Origin of the sequence: Rhodobacter sp. SY28-1 (assembly GCF_005222785.1) — a bacterium.
Classification (GTDB): Bacteria; Pseudomonadota; Alphaproteobacteria; order Rhodobacterales; family Rhodobacteraceae; genus Tabrizicola.
This window is the reverse complement of the sequence record NZ_STGH01000001.1, coordinates 651,129-665,902: the sequence shown is the minus strand read 5'-3', so window position 1 is coordinate 665,902 and position 14,774 is coordinate 651,129. Positions and strand designations below refer to the sequence as shown.

13 protein-coding genes and 2 pseudogenes are annotated in these 14,774 nt (G+C 61.6%); 7 read left to right on the top strand and 8 right to left on the bottom strand.

Annotation, left to right across the window (positions count from 1 at the left end; genetic code table 11):
* Nucleotides 1–75: 75 nt before the first annotated feature.
* Together E8M84_RS03315 and E8M84_RS03310 are read right to left on the bottom strand one after the other, a co-directional pair.
* Nucleotides 76–1,788, bottom strand: coding sequence for a M48 family metallopeptidase (locus E8M84_RS03315; protein ID WP_137109743.1), 1,713 nt, complete (start codon nt 1,786–1,788; stop codon nt 76–78).
* A 39-nt stretch (nt 1,789–1,827) separates the two neighbouring features.
* Nucleotides 1,828–2,772 (bottom strand): homocysteine S-methyltransferase family protein, encoded by a 945-nt coding sequence (locus E8M84_RS03310; RefSeq protein ID WP_137109742.1) that lies wholly within the window; start codon nt 2,770–2,772, stop codon nt 1,828–1,830.
* Nucleotides 2,773–3,331: 559 nt separating this feature from the next.
* On the opposite strand from E8M84_RS03310, the gene E8M84_RS03300 reads away from it, so the two are divergent.
* Complete coding sequence (locus E8M84_RS03300; RefSeq protein ID WP_205914559.1) at nt 3,332–3,958, top strand: TetR/AcrR family transcriptional regulator; 627 nt, start codon at nt 3,332–3,334, stop codon at nt 3,956–3,958.
* 258 nt (nt 3,959–4,216) lie between these two features.
* Here the strand turns inward: E8M84_RS03300 and E8M84_RS03295 are convergent, their stop codons facing one another.
* From E8M84_RS03295 to E8M84_RS03285, 3 genes are read right to left on the bottom strand one after another with little or no spacing between them, the layout of a single operon-like run.
* On the bottom strand, nt 4,217–5,596 hold the full coding sequence (locus E8M84_RS03295) for an MATE family efflux transporter (protein ID WP_170971841.1): 1,380 nt from the start codon (nt 5,594–5,596) through the stop codon (nt 4,217–4,219).
* 58 nt (nt 5,597–5,654) lie between these two features.
* The gene (locus tag E8M84_RS03290) at nt 5,655–7,049 is read right to left on the bottom strand and encodes a hypothetical protein (RefSeq protein ID WP_205914558.1); all 1,395 of its coding nucleotides are present in this window, start codon (nt 7,047–7,049) and stop codon (nt 5,655–5,657) included.
* A gap of 11 nt (nt 7,050–7,060) precedes the next feature.
* Nucleotides 7,061–7,270, bottom strand: coding sequence for a hypothetical protein (locus E8M84_RS03285; RefSeq protein ID WP_137109739.1), 210 nt, complete (start codon nt 7,268–7,270; stop codon nt 7,061–7,063).
* A 121-nt stretch (nt 7,271–7,391) separates the two neighbouring features.
* On the opposite strand from E8M84_RS03285, the gene E8M84_RS03280 reads away from it, so the two are divergent.
* Nucleotides 7,392–8,453, top strand: coding sequence for a GlxA family transcriptional regulator (locus tag E8M84_RS03280; RefSeq protein WP_137109738.1), 1,062 nt, complete (start codon nt 7,392–7,394; stop codon nt 8,451–8,453).
* A 91-nt stretch (nt 8,454–8,544) separates the two neighbouring features.
* Here the strand turns inward: E8M84_RS03280 and E8M84_RS03275 are convergent.
* Nucleotides 8,545–8,649 (bottom strand): annotated as a pseudogene (locus E8M84_RS03275) (H-NS family nucleoid-associated regulatory protein); the annotation flags it as partial.
* Between the two features lie 92 nt (nt 8,650–8,741).
* Nucleotides 8,742–9,449, bottom strand: a pseudogene (locus E8M84_RS03270) (IS6 family transposase).
* A gap of 161 nt (nt 9,450–9,610) precedes the next feature.
* Here E8M84_RS03270 and E8M84_RS03265 point away from each other — a divergent pair.
* The 4 genes from E8M84_RS03265 to E8M84_RS03250 all read left to right on the top strand — a co-directional run bounded on the left by E8M84_RS03265 (nt 9,611) and on the right by E8M84_RS03250 (nt 12,383).
* Nucleotides 9,611–10,156, top strand: a complete 546-nt coding sequence (locus E8M84_RS03265) for a MarR family winged helix-turn-helix transcriptional regulator (protein ID WP_170971840.1) — start codon at nt 9,611–9,613, stop codon at nt 10,154–10,156.
* A gap of 99 nt (nt 10,157–10,255) precedes the next feature.
* Nucleotides 10,256–11,197: a DMT family transporter gene (locus E8M84_RS03260; RefSeq protein ID WP_137109736.1), complete on the top strand. Its 942-nt coding sequence runs from the start codon at nt 10,256–10,258 to the stop codon at nt 11,195–11,197.
* A 62-nt stretch (nt 11,198–11,259) separates the two neighbouring features.
* Nucleotides 11,260–11,649, top strand: a complete 390-nt coding sequence (locus E8M84_RS03255) for a tautomerase family protein (RefSeq protein WP_137109735.1) — start codon at nt 11,260–11,262, stop codon at nt 11,647–11,649.
* A 59-nt stretch (nt 11,650–11,708) separates the two neighbouring features.
* The gene (locus E8M84_RS03250; RefSeq protein ID WP_137109734.1) at nt 11,709–12,383 is read left to right on the top strand and encodes a helix-turn-helix domain-containing protein; all 675 of its coding nucleotides are present in this window, start codon (nt 11,709–11,711) and stop codon (nt 12,381–12,383) included.
* 25 nt (nt 12,384–12,408) lie between these two features.
* On the opposite strand, the gene E8M84_RS03245 is transcribed toward E8M84_RS03250, so the two are convergent.
* Nucleotides 12,409–13,671 carry a winged helix DNA-binding domain-containing protein gene (locus tag E8M84_RS03245; RefSeq protein WP_137109733.1) on the bottom strand — a complete coding sequence of 421 codons (1,263 nt, stop codon included), beginning with the start codon at nt 13,669–13,671 and terminating at the stop codon, nt 12,409–12,411.
* A gap of 35 nt (nt 13,672–13,706) precedes the next feature.
* Here E8M84_RS03245 and E8M84_RS03240 point away from each other — a divergent pair, with 35 nt between their 5' ends.
* Complete coding sequence (locus E8M84_RS03240; protein WP_137109732.1) at nt 13,707–14,738, top strand: RNA polymerase subunit sigma-70; 1,032 nt, start codon at nt 13,707–13,709, stop codon at nt 14,736–14,738.
* Nucleotides 14,739–14,774 lie beyond the last annotated feature (36 nt).

The window sequence follows — 14,774 nt, the reverse complement described above, 5'->3', positions numbered from 1 at the left end:
CATGGAATTGTTGAGTTTCGTGAAGGGTGGCATGATGCGGCCGGGGCCTTCTGGCTCCGGACCGCATCCGCGCTGTCAGAGACGGCCCAAGTCAAGCCAGGCTTTGTCCCCAAGCCACGCTTGCTCGAAGGCCGCGCGCGCGTTGAGGTTGCCTTCTGCGTAAACGGGTTCCTTTCCCAGCGCTTCTTCAACCTGCATTAGGCCCCAGAGCGCCCACCCGTCGCGCGGGGCTTGGGCGAGCGCAGCCTTGAACGCTTCGGCGGCCTTTGATGGATTTCCGGACTGTAGCAGTACGGCACCAAGCGTCCGGGACACCGGCGTCGGCCAGTAGACCGGCTCCATATAGGGGATGGTCGCCTCCAGCTCTGCCGCTGTCTCAAGCAGCGACACAGCGCTATCCCAGTCCTCTGCCTGCTGGGCGATCCGCGCCTCGACCATCAGCTTTGCGATTGTCAGCACATCTCGGGCCGGCAGGTACTGCGCTTCGAGACCATCGAAGCCTCCAGCAGATACGAGATCGGCAATGGCGCCCGCCTCGGCCTGCGCTTCAGCGGCACGACCGGCCTGGGCCAGCACGGATCCCCGAGCATAGTGCCAGAAGCCAAGAACGAAGGGGAATTCATCGGATGGCCGAGCGAGAGCAAGCACCTCGTCCGCGCTGCTGAACTGGGCATGCGCCGAATAAGGCGCGGTCCGGATCGCCTGCACCCATGCAAGTTGGGCCGAGACCTCGTCGGAGGTGATAGAGGCAAGCTTGTCAGCCGCCGCCAGCGCTTCGTCCTTCAACCCTGCGTTCTGTGCACCGACCAGCAGGAAGTGGACATTGTGCGGGTAGTAGCCAAAGCGATAGAGCGGGCTGGCCGCATCGCCGGCGCGTGCCAGGAACGCCTCGTCATTCGCGATCGCAGCCTTGTTCACCGTGATCGAATCTGCGTAGCGCCCGATGCGGTTGTAGATATGGGCTGGCATATGCGTCAGGTGACCAGCCGTCGAGTTGATCGCTGCAAGCCGGTCTGCAGCGGCCTCGCCCTGGCCAGGGTCCGCCGAGGCCTCAACCGCGTGGAGGTAGAGATGGAGCGCGCCTGGGTGGTCGGGATTGACTGACATCGCGGCTTCCAGCGTGGCAAGGATCGCCGCTCCGTTGCCCTTGGGTGTCATGCCGCCGGCCTCCCAGTAGTCCCAGGGCTGTGTGTTCATAAGGGCGTCGGCCGTCAACGCCAGGACATTGGCATCGTCGGGGAACTCAGCTGCGACGCCCTGCATCGCCTTGGCGAAAGCTGCATTCAACGAGTTCCGATCGCCCCCGTCCATTGCGTACCTCGCCAAGATCGCCTTCGTAAGTGCGACTTCCTTGGGGGTCCGGGCAAGTTCGGCCGCTTTCGTCGCGGCGGCGAAGGCCGGGCCGATGGCCTCGTCATGCATGCCGTCATTCAGGTTCGGGCCAAGGGCATAGGCCTCGCCCCACCAGCACATGGCGCAGTTCGGGTCGGCCGCCTGTCCCGCGCGGAAGGCGCGCACGGCCTCGGCGTGGTTGAAGCCCCAGAGATGGCCAAGACCCTGCGCGAACCAGGCCTGTGCCATTGGGTCGTCAGTCCTAATTTGGAAGGCATAGTCCCCAAGGCCCGGCACCATGACCGGTGCCCCGCTGCTGGTTGGTGAGCCGGCCTCTGCGTGGATGACACCGGGCTTGAAAAGCTCGGTCTTGCGGTCGTCGTGCGCAAATGCGGGTGCCGTCAAGGCCGATGCAGCCAGCAGGAGGGCAAGCGGATTGCTGAAAGGATTTTTCATGGGTCTGTCTCCGATTGAAGGTGAGGGATGTGCGGCCAGTCAGGCCGCTGTGGGAACAAGATGCCGGCAGGCTTCGCCAACATGGCGGTGGTCAGATCCGCAGCAGCCTCCAACCAGTCGCAGGTTCGGCAGGTAACGTCCGAAGGCGCCGTAGAAGTGCCCGAACTCGATGGCATCGCCGTCATCCAGTTCGGTCGCAACGTCCAGTTCCGCATGGCTTAGCCGGGACGCATTGGCGCGGATGCCACCGATCCTGTTATGCAGCGGACCGCTGAGTTCGCGCGCGAAATGGGTCGGGTGTGCGCAGTTTACCATGTAGAAGAGCGCACTTCCGCCTGTGGCCGCCTCGGTCTCGGCCAAGGCGTCGTGCAGGGGCTGCCCCGACGGCAGTTTGCCATCCGTTTCCACCGTAAAGGAAAGGGCGTGTGGCACACCGGCCTTCATGGCTGCACGGGCAATGCCCACGGCTTCGCCAACGTGGGTCATTGTGACTGCGCTGACCATGTCGGCACCTGCATCGGCGAGGGCCTCGACCTGCGGCCGGTGGATCGCCTCGGCCGCGTCGGCGGTCAGGGCGGTGTCCACACGGTATCCGTCGGCAGAGGGCCCCACGGCCCCGTTGACGACGATCGGGAAGTCCGCCGTCGCGTGGGCTTTCCGCAGTTCATTCGCAAAGTCCACCGCCAGGCGGTTTGCAGCGCGTAGCGCAGCCTCGTTCCGGCCAAGCGCCGGTGCCCAACCCATGTTCGCACGCCAGGTCGCGGTGTCCAGCACAAAGCCGGTGTTTGCCGCCTTCGCCAGGGCGAAGTAGCGGACGAAGTAGCGTTCCAGCGCCGCGCGGCCCTCGGCGCTTTCCAACAGGACGAACGAGGCGAAGTGCGGCAGATCGAGGCCCTCATGGTAGATCATGCAGGTCTCAAGCCCGCCATCGGCGAGGAAGACCCTGTTCGAGTCGACAAGTTGGTGGAGTGGGGTCACGGTCATCTTCAGGTCCTTTAGGTAAGCAGTGGCTTGGCCCGGCAGGGCCAGTCCTGCGGGATCACGTCGCCAGTTGGGGTTTTCCGGGTCCTTCAGCGGTCGCTGTCAGGCGCGATTGCGTCTCTGGTCACGAAGCATGCGGTTGATCACGTCCCATCGGGGGCGCTCTTCGAAGCCGATGTCACGAAGGATGTGGGCATCAAGCTCATCCAGGGCACGCATCGCTCTGCGTCTTTCGACAAGCGTCTCCAGTCGTCTCAAGAGTCTCATGATCTTCCTTCCGTTCTCTCTGTCTTTGCTGAACCGGCTCCTCAGTTGCGGCCCGGATGGGGTTCCGAGAGGGCATGGCTGTGCGGTCTTTTTCAGGTCATCGAACCGATGTAGTCTTTGTCGGTCGACGGCGCGGTTATGCTCCTGGCCGCGGCATCTGTGCTAGAAGCCGCGTGGTACAGTTCCCAAGAACAGAAAATTATATTTTGTAATCAAGTATTTGGTTGGAATCTGTCTGTGCGGGGCAATGGACAAGCCGCTTGAAACTGCACTTGCGGTACAGTAGCGAGGACCCATGGGATCGTTGCGGAAAGGCGAGGCGACGCGCGAACGCCTGCTGGAGACGGCAGAGCGCGCGGTTCTGGACAAGGGCTTCAGCGCCACATCGATCGAAGAACTGATCGCCGAGGTGGGTATCACTAAATCCGGGTTCTTCTACCATTTCCGGGACAAGAACGAATTGGCGCTCGCGATGCTGGAACGATACATCGAGACCGATCTCAGCGAGTTGTCCGCATTCGCTGAACGGGCAAAACAGCTTAGCGACGACCCCCTTCAGCGGCTATTGATCATGCTGAAGCTTTACGCCGAGCTTCTGGATGGCGTTACACCAGAGCGATCCGGTTGTGTCGCTGCGTCGATGGCCTACCAGGAAAACCAGATCAGCCGGCAGGTCGCAGCACGAATGCGCGATCTTGTGCTTGCGTGGCGGCGCCACTTTCGATCAATGCTAGACGATGTTGCCGAACGGTATCCGCCACGCGATGCGGTCGACCTCGACACCGTGGCCGACATGTGTGCAGGCGTCCTGCAGGGCGCCGTCGTCCTGGCCAAGATGCTCAAGGACCAGCGGGTGATGGGTCAGCAGGTTATGGTGCTGCGATCATACATCAAGCTTCTGTTCCAGCCAGGTCTGAATTGAATCGGAGCAGTCGTTCCAGTACTCGAGCTCTGACTTTCTGTGGCAGCATCCGCGCCGATGTGCGCATGCGTTCCTTTCCCATGTTTGCTATGTCACCCGTCTTCTGAACGGCCAACGCGCTCATCACGGAACCGCGCTCGATCTCTGCATCCGGTTAATTCACAAGATGTCCCTGACCATGCAGAGTCCGCATTGCGCCTTGAACTTGACGTGCTTGCTCATGGCTCTTTGGCGTCGCGGGCATATTGATTGCCTAACCTATGCACTGGCTTTCCTGCACAGGAATTGCCGAATAATTGTCGCGGCGCTCGTGACCAATGTTCCCATGAGTAGTCCGAACCAGACACCGGTCACACCCATGTTCCGTGCATCGCTCAGCCAAAGCCCCAGCGGAGCTCCAATCAGCCAGTAGCCGACAAGCGTCAGGATCATTGGTACTCGCGTATCCTTCTGTCCCCGCAGAATCCCCGTTGCAGCCGTTCCGGGGTTCGCGATGAACTCCATCGCTGCGAGGATGAGCAACAAGGTGGCGGCAAGGCTTGCTGCAGTAGCTCCGGTGGCGGTTGGTTCGAAAACAGCCGACGCTAGTGGAGACGCTCCGGCGGCCAGGACACAGAGTAGAATCGTGCCAAACACGACAGAAAGGCCAAAAGCTCCGGTTGTCACGCGACCGGAGCGCTGTGTATCACGAGCCGCCTCTGCCAACGCCATTCGCACCGTGGCAGCCTGCAGAAGCGCTGCTGGGACAGCGTAAGCAACTCCTGCAACACGCAGAGTCAGTGTATGGGCCGCCACCTCCGCCGGGCCCAAGGTGGCAGCATAAAGTGTGGCTCCAAGAAAGACCCCCAGTTCCGCGAGCATCGCCACACCGATGGGCAGGCCGATCCGAAGCACGGGATAAATGTCGGCCCATCCGATGCGCGGAGGCCTTTTCCCGCGAGCCTTGCGGCGCGAGACCAGCACCAGGACCAGAAGGCTTGTGGAGGCGACGATGAGTGAGGACAAACCGGCCCCGGTTGGGCCGACAGCGGGAATTGGTCCAAAGCCGTGCATGAGCAACTGGTTGCCGACCGCGTTCAAGGGGAGCATGGCTGCGGTGACGGCCAGAAAGACCCGGGGCCGCTGCGCCGCAGTCAGGATGGTTCGGTAAAGGGCCACGCCCAGCAGTGGCACCAATGTCAGCGCCATCGTACGCGTGTAGCCTTGGCCCGCTTCGAGAAGGGCCTGGTCAAGTCCGATAAGGGCCAGCCACTCGGGACTGGACCACAATATCGGCACCAGGACCATAGCCAGCAGGAGGACGATCGCCTGACCAGTCCGTTCCAGCCGGGCCTGTTTCCAGTGGTCGGACTGGGCAACGGCAGCCGCGTAAAGCGGGGCAAGGCCTCCAATGGTGCCTGCCCCTAGGTAGAACAGGATCGACTGGAAGTCGCTGCCCACAGCCACAGCCGCCAAGGCTTCTGCGCCGAAACTTGCGGATACCATCAGAGTGTCGGTGATGCTCATCCCCATGTTCACCAGGGCGATGAGCATGAGCGGGACCGCCAGCCGCAGCAGAGCAATCGGCTCGGCCAGGAGAAGGCGAAGTCGCGCGTGCAAAAGGCCCGGCGTCCGGGTGGAGGGATCGGCGAAGGACATGGCATTGGTCTCATGAGAAAGAGGCCGACGCGGGCAAGCCCGCGTCGGCGACAGGGCATCAGCCCCAGTTGCGGTCGTGATCGGCATGGGTGCGCAGATATGCGCCCGGGGCGAAATGCGTGTCGTAGAACCTGGTGTCCAGCCGATGGGCCTGCAGATAGGTGTTGATGAACACCGCAGGGGCCGTGGCCGGGAAGCGACCGAAGGTCGAGAACACGTAGTCGGCCATGATCGTGGCGATCTCGACCGCCTCGGCATCGATCGGGGCCGCCGACCCCCGCACGGTTTCGGTTTTGCGGTACTGGCCGACTTGGTCTGGGTCGAACGGTCCGCCCTTGCCGAATTTCCGCGCTACCACCGCCTCGACTGCGGCGCGCATATCGGTGTGGTGCGGCGGGACATGGGCCTCGAACACGCCCGGGAGACCGGTCACGTAGGGTAATGGATTGCCCTCCCGCATCTGGAACTGGAAGCCCAGCCCCGGAACCGCAGGATCACCGCTTGCGCCCAGGACGACGAAGGGATTGATCCCGGTGTACATCCACCCGCCGAGCCCCAGTGCCTGCAGCATCAACGCACCAGCGTAGCAGGCCGTCCCCGTTTCGGTCGCCACGTCCGTCATGGCCACCTGTTCCAGGAAGGTCATCGGATAGGCGACGGACATGTTCAGCCGGTGCGAGAACTTCTCCAGCCCAGGGATCTGGCGACCGTTCACGTCGTCGTAGATGCCGGTCCCGTTCTGGATCAGATACAGCAGCAGCAGGATCACGTGCTGTGCCACATCCGCCACCGGCCAGATCAGAGTCGAGCCTGGCACATTGGCACACCAGGTGTTGTGACCCTCCATGTAGGGCATGGCGGCAGGGATGTTCAGTCTGCCGTCGGCCAGCTTCACGATCCGCTTCCGGTGTTCCTCGGTCCAGTCCTTGAGGTCCAGGCTGCCATCGGTCGCCACCGGCACCATGTCGCGGGTCGGCAGGAAGTAGACGCCCGTGTCATCGGTGAAGAAGAACTCGGTGGTGTTGAACCCGGCAGAGGACGGGAAACTTCGTCCGCCGGCCGCCGTGGTGTAGTTCGGCAGTTTGCCCGCGTAATTCGGGTGATGAGCAAAGAGATTCACCCAGCCCGTGTTCCCGGCAACGGTCGAGATCAGCAGCATCTGCTCGGTCGGATCCAGCGCTTGGGGTTCTTCGGTCGAGGTGTAGGCGAGAGGGCCGTTCGGAATGCTCGCCCCCTTCGAAAAGCGGCGCGACCTGCGGCCATGGATCGCTTCGATTAGGGGAAAGGTTGCAGCTTCGACAAGGCCGCGAGAGACGGAGGAATAGCTATCAAGCATGATTTTGCCTTTCTTGGTGAGGGTCTGGCCCTGGGCGAAGCCAAGGCCGGTCAGAACAGCGCCGGACGCGGCCAGCGTGCTGCCAAAGAGCCGGCGGCGGGTGATACGGAACGTCATGGCTATTCCCGCTAGCCAGAGAAGCGCATAGCGTCGTGGAGGGTCCGGATGGACATCTGGTCAAGCGGGTCGCGCTCGGCGCCGATATCGCGCAACATGTGATCGGACAGAGTGTCGAGGTTTGCCGTCGGCGTGCGGCATGGCCCCAGCGAAGCAAGCCAGAGGCGAAGGCGCTTTGCGAGACGGCGCTCGGCGCGATATGAGATGGTGATGTCAGTCATTGCTCAAACCTTTCGAGTGAAGGGGCCGAAGTGGCCATCCGGCGGTCTGATCGCATATCGTCATCGGTGACCGTGAGGCGCGGACTCGACAGAAACGGTCCAAATGTGCCAAGCCTTGAAAATGCCCACGCCCTATGCACCGACAACGATTTCCGTCTGCCTCGTCGCTATGCCCGAGACTGCGACCGGTGTCCTGCACGGGCTTTACGAAGTCCTGACTTACGTCGGTTCCGGCTGGGAAATGCTGACCGGATGGCCGCCTGGTCCACGGCGGTTCAAGCCGCGGATCGTCGCGGCCAGTCGCGAATCCTTCCGCAACTCCGCTGGCCTGCCGATTACGCCGGATCTGTCTTTTGCCGAGGCCCGTCGCGCCGACATCGTCATTGTGGCTGACCTCGCCATAGGTCGGGACGAGGAAACCCGCGGACGCTGGCCCGAGGTCGCAGCATGGCTTCGGCAGCAGCACGCTCAGGGCGCACTGATCTGCTCGGTCTGCACCGGATCCTTGCTCCTCGCAGAAGCTGGACTTCTGGATGGAGAGGAGGCGACCTGCCATTGGGCCGCAACCGACCAGATCCGCCGGCGATACCCCGCTGTGCGCCTGCGACCGGAACGTGTTCTGGTCTCGTCCGGGGCGGAGCACCGTCTGGTCACGTCGGGCGGCAACGCGTCGTGGACAGACCTCGTGCTTTACATCGTGGCTCGGTTTTGCGGAGAGGACGAAGCCCGGCGCACTGCCAAGCTGTTTCTCTTTGGGGACCGCAGCAACGGTCAAGCTCCCTTCGCAGCGCGGGTGCGTCCGCCGCAACACGACGACGCCGCGGTTGCTTTGGCACAAGTCTGGGTTGCCGAGAACTACGCATCGCCCAACCCGGTTGCGGGCATGACCATGGCGTCCGGTCTGGCGGCACGGACGTTCAAGCGAAGGTTCCTGGCCGCGACGGGCTACTCTCCGCTGGAATACGTACAATCGCTACGCATTGAAGAATCGAAGCAAATGCTCGAGTCGACGGACGATCCGATCGATCAGATCGCAGAGGAAGCAGGGTATGTTGAGCCGGCATCGTTCAGGAAGCTCTTCAAGCGTTCCACAGCAATTTCGCCCCTGCAGTATCGGCAGCGATTTCGGCAGGCTCTTCCATCGAAAACGAAAGTGAGTTGGAGTGCTAGCTCCACCTCTTGAAGGGCAGCTTACCGCCCATATCGGTCGTCCGTGACAAGCGCAGAATCGCCATCACCCGCAAAATGCATATGCCGTCGCGCCACGGCCGCCGTCAGACCGCCATCGACTCTGGAGCCTTCCCCGCTTCGATCGCCGCGGTGAACCAGCCAGGCTTCCGCCCGCGTCCCGACCAGGTAACTTCCGGGTTCTCCAGATGACGATACTTGGCGCCGGTGGATCCGGAACTCTTGCGGGGGTGCTGTCAGACGAATGAGAACCAGTCTCCGTTACCCCAACCCCAGCGTTCAATCAGGCAACGAGAAGGCCGCGCCACTCAGCGAGAGCAGCGGCGCGGGTTTGCTTGTAGGTGTTGCGGCTCTGGAGGTGGCGCTCCATCGGAAAGTGGTTGTGGACCGAAGCATGAACTGAAGCGAACTTCTGTAGCGTATGCATGCGCCGGAACCGCAACATCGCACGCTCGCGTCGTCGGAACGGAAGGTGAGAGTTCTCCGCTCGGTTGTTGAGCCAGCGCCCCATCTCGCGGTCATCCCCGCGCCCCAGGTCCTTCAGAGCAGCGCCGTTGGACCGAAGCCGATCCGTCACGATCGCCTCCGGACTTCCATGCCGTTTCATCGCTTTCTTCAGAAACTTAAGGGCTGCCTTGCGATCTCGTGTCTTGGTGACGACGCTTTCCAGCACCTCGACTTCATGATCGACAGCGCGCCAGAGGTAGTGTGTCACTCCGTTGTTCTTCACGTAGACCTCGTCCAAGTGCCACTGCCAGTGGCGATGGGCGCGCATAGCCTCGACACGCTTTCCCCTGATCTCGGCGGCAAACATCGGGCCGAACTTGTTCCACCAATTCCGGACCGTTTCGTGGCTGATCTAGATGCCACGCTCGTGCAAAAGATCCTCCACGTTGCGCAACGACAACGGGAAGCGGATGTAGAGCATCACCGCCAAGCGAATGATCTCGGGGCTCGTTTTGAAGTACCGGAATGGGGAACGTTTGGTCATCCCGAACGGCTAGCCGGGTGCACTAACCCGTCGCAAGCGAAGTTCTTCTGACAACACCCCCCCTGCCCAAAGTAAGGACTTCTGCGCGGCCGTCGGAATGTATCTTGACGCAAAGATAAATCCAGACTATCTTTGCATCAAGATAGTTCGGAGCTATGGCCATGACTGGCACGAAACCAAACTTGCCCGACCAGGAAGACGATGTTGACCGTTTCATCGCCCAACGTGCGAAGGAGTCGCCCGAAGTTGACACGGCCGGCATGGCCATTTTCGGTCGTATCAACCGGATCGCGACTCGCATGGCCCCCCACATGGAAGCGTTGTTCGCCCGCTACGGACTTGAGCGCGGAGAGTTTGATGTCTTGGCAACTTTGCAGCGCAGTGGTCCACCTTACCGCCTGTCGCCAACAGTCCTTTATACCTCGCTCATGGTTTCTTCGGGCGGGTTGACCCATCGGCTGAAACGGCTGGAGGCGGCTGGTCTGATCAGACGGATACCCTCTGCCGAAGACCGGCGGAGCCTGATCGTCGAACTTACAGACGAGGGCAAGAAGGTCACAACGGCGGCGTTTGCAGAGGACATGCAACTCGAAAGCAGCTGGCTGACGGCACTCACGCCGGAAGAGCGGCACGTTCTGACCGGCCTTTTGCGGAAACTCGGTTTCGCTGTGCCGATCCATGGCGACAGCTCCGACCCGCCAGCCTGACGGCGCCAGCGACCTTAAAGGCCCCTTAACACAGCCGGCACGCCGAGGCGATCTTCGCCACGGAACGGTCGGTCTTTCCCCCAATCCAGGAGAACCGACATGGCTATCACCGCAGCAATCCTTCCCAGTCACATCCGCAGGCTCACAACCGCGCCTTTGCCGTTGCTACTGATCGTCGGGTTTTTTCTTGCGGTTTCGATCCTGCTTTCGAAAGTCGCGGCGGCTCAAGGTGCGCCTATGCTGACCTATCTTGCCTTGGCGATGGGCGGGTCAGGACTGATTTTGACACTTTCGACACGCCGAACCGGTACGGCCGAGACCGGAATCCTTGTCGTCGCCTTCTACAGTCTTGGTGCTGGCGGCCTGATGGCGCTTGGGAGTGCGTTGGGCTATCTGACCGTCCACAAGGTTGGCGCAGCATTCATCGCACTGGCCCTCGCCTTTCCGCCGATGCTCACCTGGCTAATTTCGATGGTTCTCCGAATGGAGAGGTTTGACACCCTGCGTCTGGGAGGACTGTCGGTTGGCCTGGCCGGAGGCGTATTCCTGGCTGTCAGCAAGGGCATCGGTGCGCCATCTGACTTTGGTGCGATCCTTACCGCCTCCTCGATGCCAGTCGTCCTAGCGGTGGGCAATGTGTTTAGGACCAAATACTGGCCAAAAGGCGCAAGTGCCGGACGACTGGCTGGAGCAATGCTGATCTGCGGGGCCGGCCTGACGCTGCCGTTCGCCGTCTTAATGGAGGGCGCCCCGGCGATGGCAGCTATGGCGCAGCCTACGATGCTGGTGGTCCTTCTGATCGCCCTGGTGACCTTCGTGGCGCAATATCTGGCATTGTTCCAGCTGCAGCGCGTCGCCGGTCCTGTTTATCTAAGCCAGATCGGTTCGGTTGCGGCGATCATTGGCAGCCCCGTGGCAGTCTTCGCGCTGGGAGAGCGTTTGCCTGAAGGATTTGCGTTCGCCGGGCTTCTGATTGTTCTGGGTCTCACCTTGTTCCAGTTCGGCGGCACTAGACGTGCAGCTGAAGGAAGAAGCCCCTGATCGGCCGGTTTCCGCGAAGACCCTCTTCCACAATCCTTCAACTCAACGCCACGGAGCACGCCATGCCCATGACCAGAATCTCTCTTAAGGCCGGTAAATCGCCCGACTACCATAGCGCCTTGATGAAGCAGATCTATCTTGCGATGCGCGAAACCTTCAACGTGCCGGAGGACGACAGGTTCATGACCCTATCGGAGCACAGCGAAGATCAGTTCGACTTTGGCCCTGCCTATCTTGGCATCCAGCGATCCAGTGACCTGGTCATGATTCAGATCACAGCCAACAACACGCGGACTCTTGAGCAGAAGCAGGCCCTCTACGCCAAGATTGCCGAGCGCTTGGCCGCCGATCCGGGAGTTCGGCCGGAAGATGTCTTGATCAGTCTCGTTGAAGTCCAGAAGGAGAATTGGTCGTTCGGCTGTGGCCAGGCGCAGTACGCTTCGGCGAGTTGAAAGGAGATCAGTGACCAGCGCACCAGCTATCTTGAGCCGAGTCCTATTCAGTATCTGTCATGACCCAAAAACACACGCACCGGACATCAGCGCACCCTTGGATAGACGTCATCTGGCAGACGGTTTGCCTGACCGACGGCATTTACCGGGCCACGCCGGACGGGTCCTGGAACCTGATCCTGTCCTGCTCGCCCGACGGAACGCCGACAGTATTTCTTACTGGACAGGCGACAGAGCCCGTCGATGTGCCCTATTCCGCGGGCGAGCATTCCGTCGTCATTTCTTTTGCCGCGCATGTGTTCCTTGCGGCGGACACCGAGGTTAGGACCGGCGCAACGATCCGCTTTCTGGAGGTGCAGGACGGTTGGTTCCTGCTGGACGGCGTGCAGCTTCCCCTGCCGAGCTTTTCAGGTGCAGAGGATCTGGTCGACAAGATGGTCGCAGCGGGACTGCTTAAGTCCGATGACGTGGTAGCGAAAGCGTTCAGTGAAAGGCCAAAGGCGGCCTCGAAACGGTCGGTGCAGCAGCATTTCCGCAAGACAACCGGGATCACGCAGAAGGATTTCCAGCTGATCCGCCGCGCGCAAGAGGCGGTAAGGCATCTGAAAGCGGGCCAAAGCGCGGCGGATGTCGCAGCTGACCTCGGCTATACTGACCAGTCGCACATGATCAAGTCGATCAAGAAGATCATGGGGCATTTGCCGTCGAACCTCGGGTCAGTCCACAAGATCTGAACCGGGACTGAATACCGTTCGACGATCACGGTGCCAGCGCAAAAGTCCTACCCCAGAAATGCGACAAACGGCCCAGCTCACGCTCGATCAGATGCGCATCCAGTCTGCCCGCGTCGGCAGAGACAGCCAAGTGTACCTGGGCGGATTTCGAACCGACCACCTTCTTCCAGATTCCAACAAGACGACCGTTTGCAAGAACTGTCGGGCTGAAAAATGTCAAAGCCGGGTCCGGCACGCCCGGATGGCGGTCATAGGCGGAACGATCCTTGTAGGCGACGAGGATTTCGTCAAACGGCGACAGAAGCCGCAGCAGGGTGCCATCGACCGACTTCCGTGGCGGGTTGAACAGGTGCAGCCAAAGTGAGCCCCCGTTCAGCCTGCGCTCCTCCAGCAGATCGCCCGCAAGCCGGATCGCCCGGCGCGCAACTGTCAGGGGAAGACCCGACCACCAAGCAAGATCTCGGTCGGTCGCTGGACCTCGGCTTTGAAAATAGCGGGCGGCCAGGGTTCGAAGCGCCGTGTCCGGGTCAGGCGTGTGATGGTTTGTATCTGCAAGCCAATCATCCAGCAGGACAAAGGTTGGCTGTTTGCCGCGATGGGCGCCAAAGCAGATCAAGCCCGCCTGCGCCCAGTAGCCGATGACATGAAGGCCTGCGCCTTTCTCGGTCGGAAGGCCCGACCGTTGGAAGGCTGCATAAATCTCGGGCCGGGTCCGCGGCCCGTCGCGCAGCGCCGCTTCGAGGATCGACCTCCCGCGATCCACGATCGTCTGGTCAAGACCCACACCCCGCAAGACGGACCAGGATCGTTCGTTCTGACGCGCGCCGGTAAGCGCCAGCATCCAGCGCAAATCCGCTGCGGGCACGAAGTGGATGGTTCCGCGCAGCGGCCAGGTTCGGACAATCTGCCGATCAGCAATCGCGCGCTCGACGTCGGCAAACGTCAGGCTGTCCGAGCGTTGGCCGATGGTCCAGAGGGCAGCGCCAAAATCCTGCGCCTGGATCGCGCCGAACCATTCGACGATGTCGGAAACTGAGTTCCTGCGCGCCCCCGTTAGAAGCTGCTGCTGGAAGCGAAGGAATGCGGTGTCGTGACTCATGTTTCTCAGGGCTACTTTCAGCGGTGTGGACCACATGCGGCAGGGAATGAGGAGTAGAGCAGTCTCTGGCCGCGTAGGCAAATTGTAGAAATGCGCAAACCTGACCGGCGCAGGGCGCGGGCATGCAAAAAGCGAAGGTTGAACCGCGGTCTTGGCCCCCCTACGCTTGCGACAGTCACTTGCGCGCATTGCCGCGAGCCCGCGCAGATTTCGGTTGAGGACGCATGACTTCTCCCCCGGTTCAATGCGAGCAAGACCGTCTCGGCAGGGCCCGTGCGGGCGATCAGCTTGCGTTCGAAAGTCTGGTTTCCCCGCATCGTCGCCGGATCTTCGTCCACTGCTACCGGATGCTCGGCTCGCCCCATGACGCTGACGACGCCCTTCAGGAAACCTTGCTCGCCGCGTGGCGCGGACTTGCAACCTATGATGGGCGCGGCTCTTTCGCGGCGTGGCTCTACCGGATCGGCACCAATGTCTGCCTGCGACTGATTTCGAAACGGCCCAGGCGTCATTTGTCCCCAGATTATGGCCCGGCTTTTCAGTCGACCGCCGATCTTGGCGAGCTGATCCCGGGGCGAGTGTGGGTAGAGCCCTGTCCGGATCAAGACCTTTCCGATGAAGGTTCAGACGAAGGCGATCCGTTCCATCATCTTGCGCGCCGTCAAACGGTGTCCCTGGCCTTTGTGGCGGCGCTGCAGCTTCTGCCCGGCACGCAGCGCGCGGTTCTTCTGCTGCGCGATGTGCTGGAGTTTTCCGCAGCGGAAACTGCCGGGCTACTCGAACTGTCCGTACCCGCTGTGACGAGCGCCCTGCAAAGGGCGCGCGCCACTGTGCGTCAACGGCTTCCGCACGACCCGAACCGAGCGGAGCCTCGGCTTCCTTCGCCCGACCGGCAGGGAGAATTGCTGAACGCCTTCGTCTCGGCCTGGGAACGCAGGGACGTCGACGCGCTTGTCAACTTGCTTGCCGAGGATGCCCGCTTCACCATGCCCCCGCTTCCGGCCTGGTTCAGTGGGCGTGACCAGGTTGCGCTGTTCTTCCGCGAGCGTGTCTTTGCTACGGATTGGCGGCTTCAACCACTGCGCGCAAATGGACGGGCGGGGTTTGCCTGCTACCTCAAGCCCCAAGGCGCAGACCGGTTCCAGATGGCGGCGATCCTGCTGACAGAGTTCCGTGGTGACCGGATAGTACATCTGCACAGCTTCCTTGATCCGGCGCTGCATCGCCGCTTCGGGCTTCCGGAAGAAAACCTCTAAAAACCTGGCCGGGGTCCGATTAGTTTCCGCGCGCGC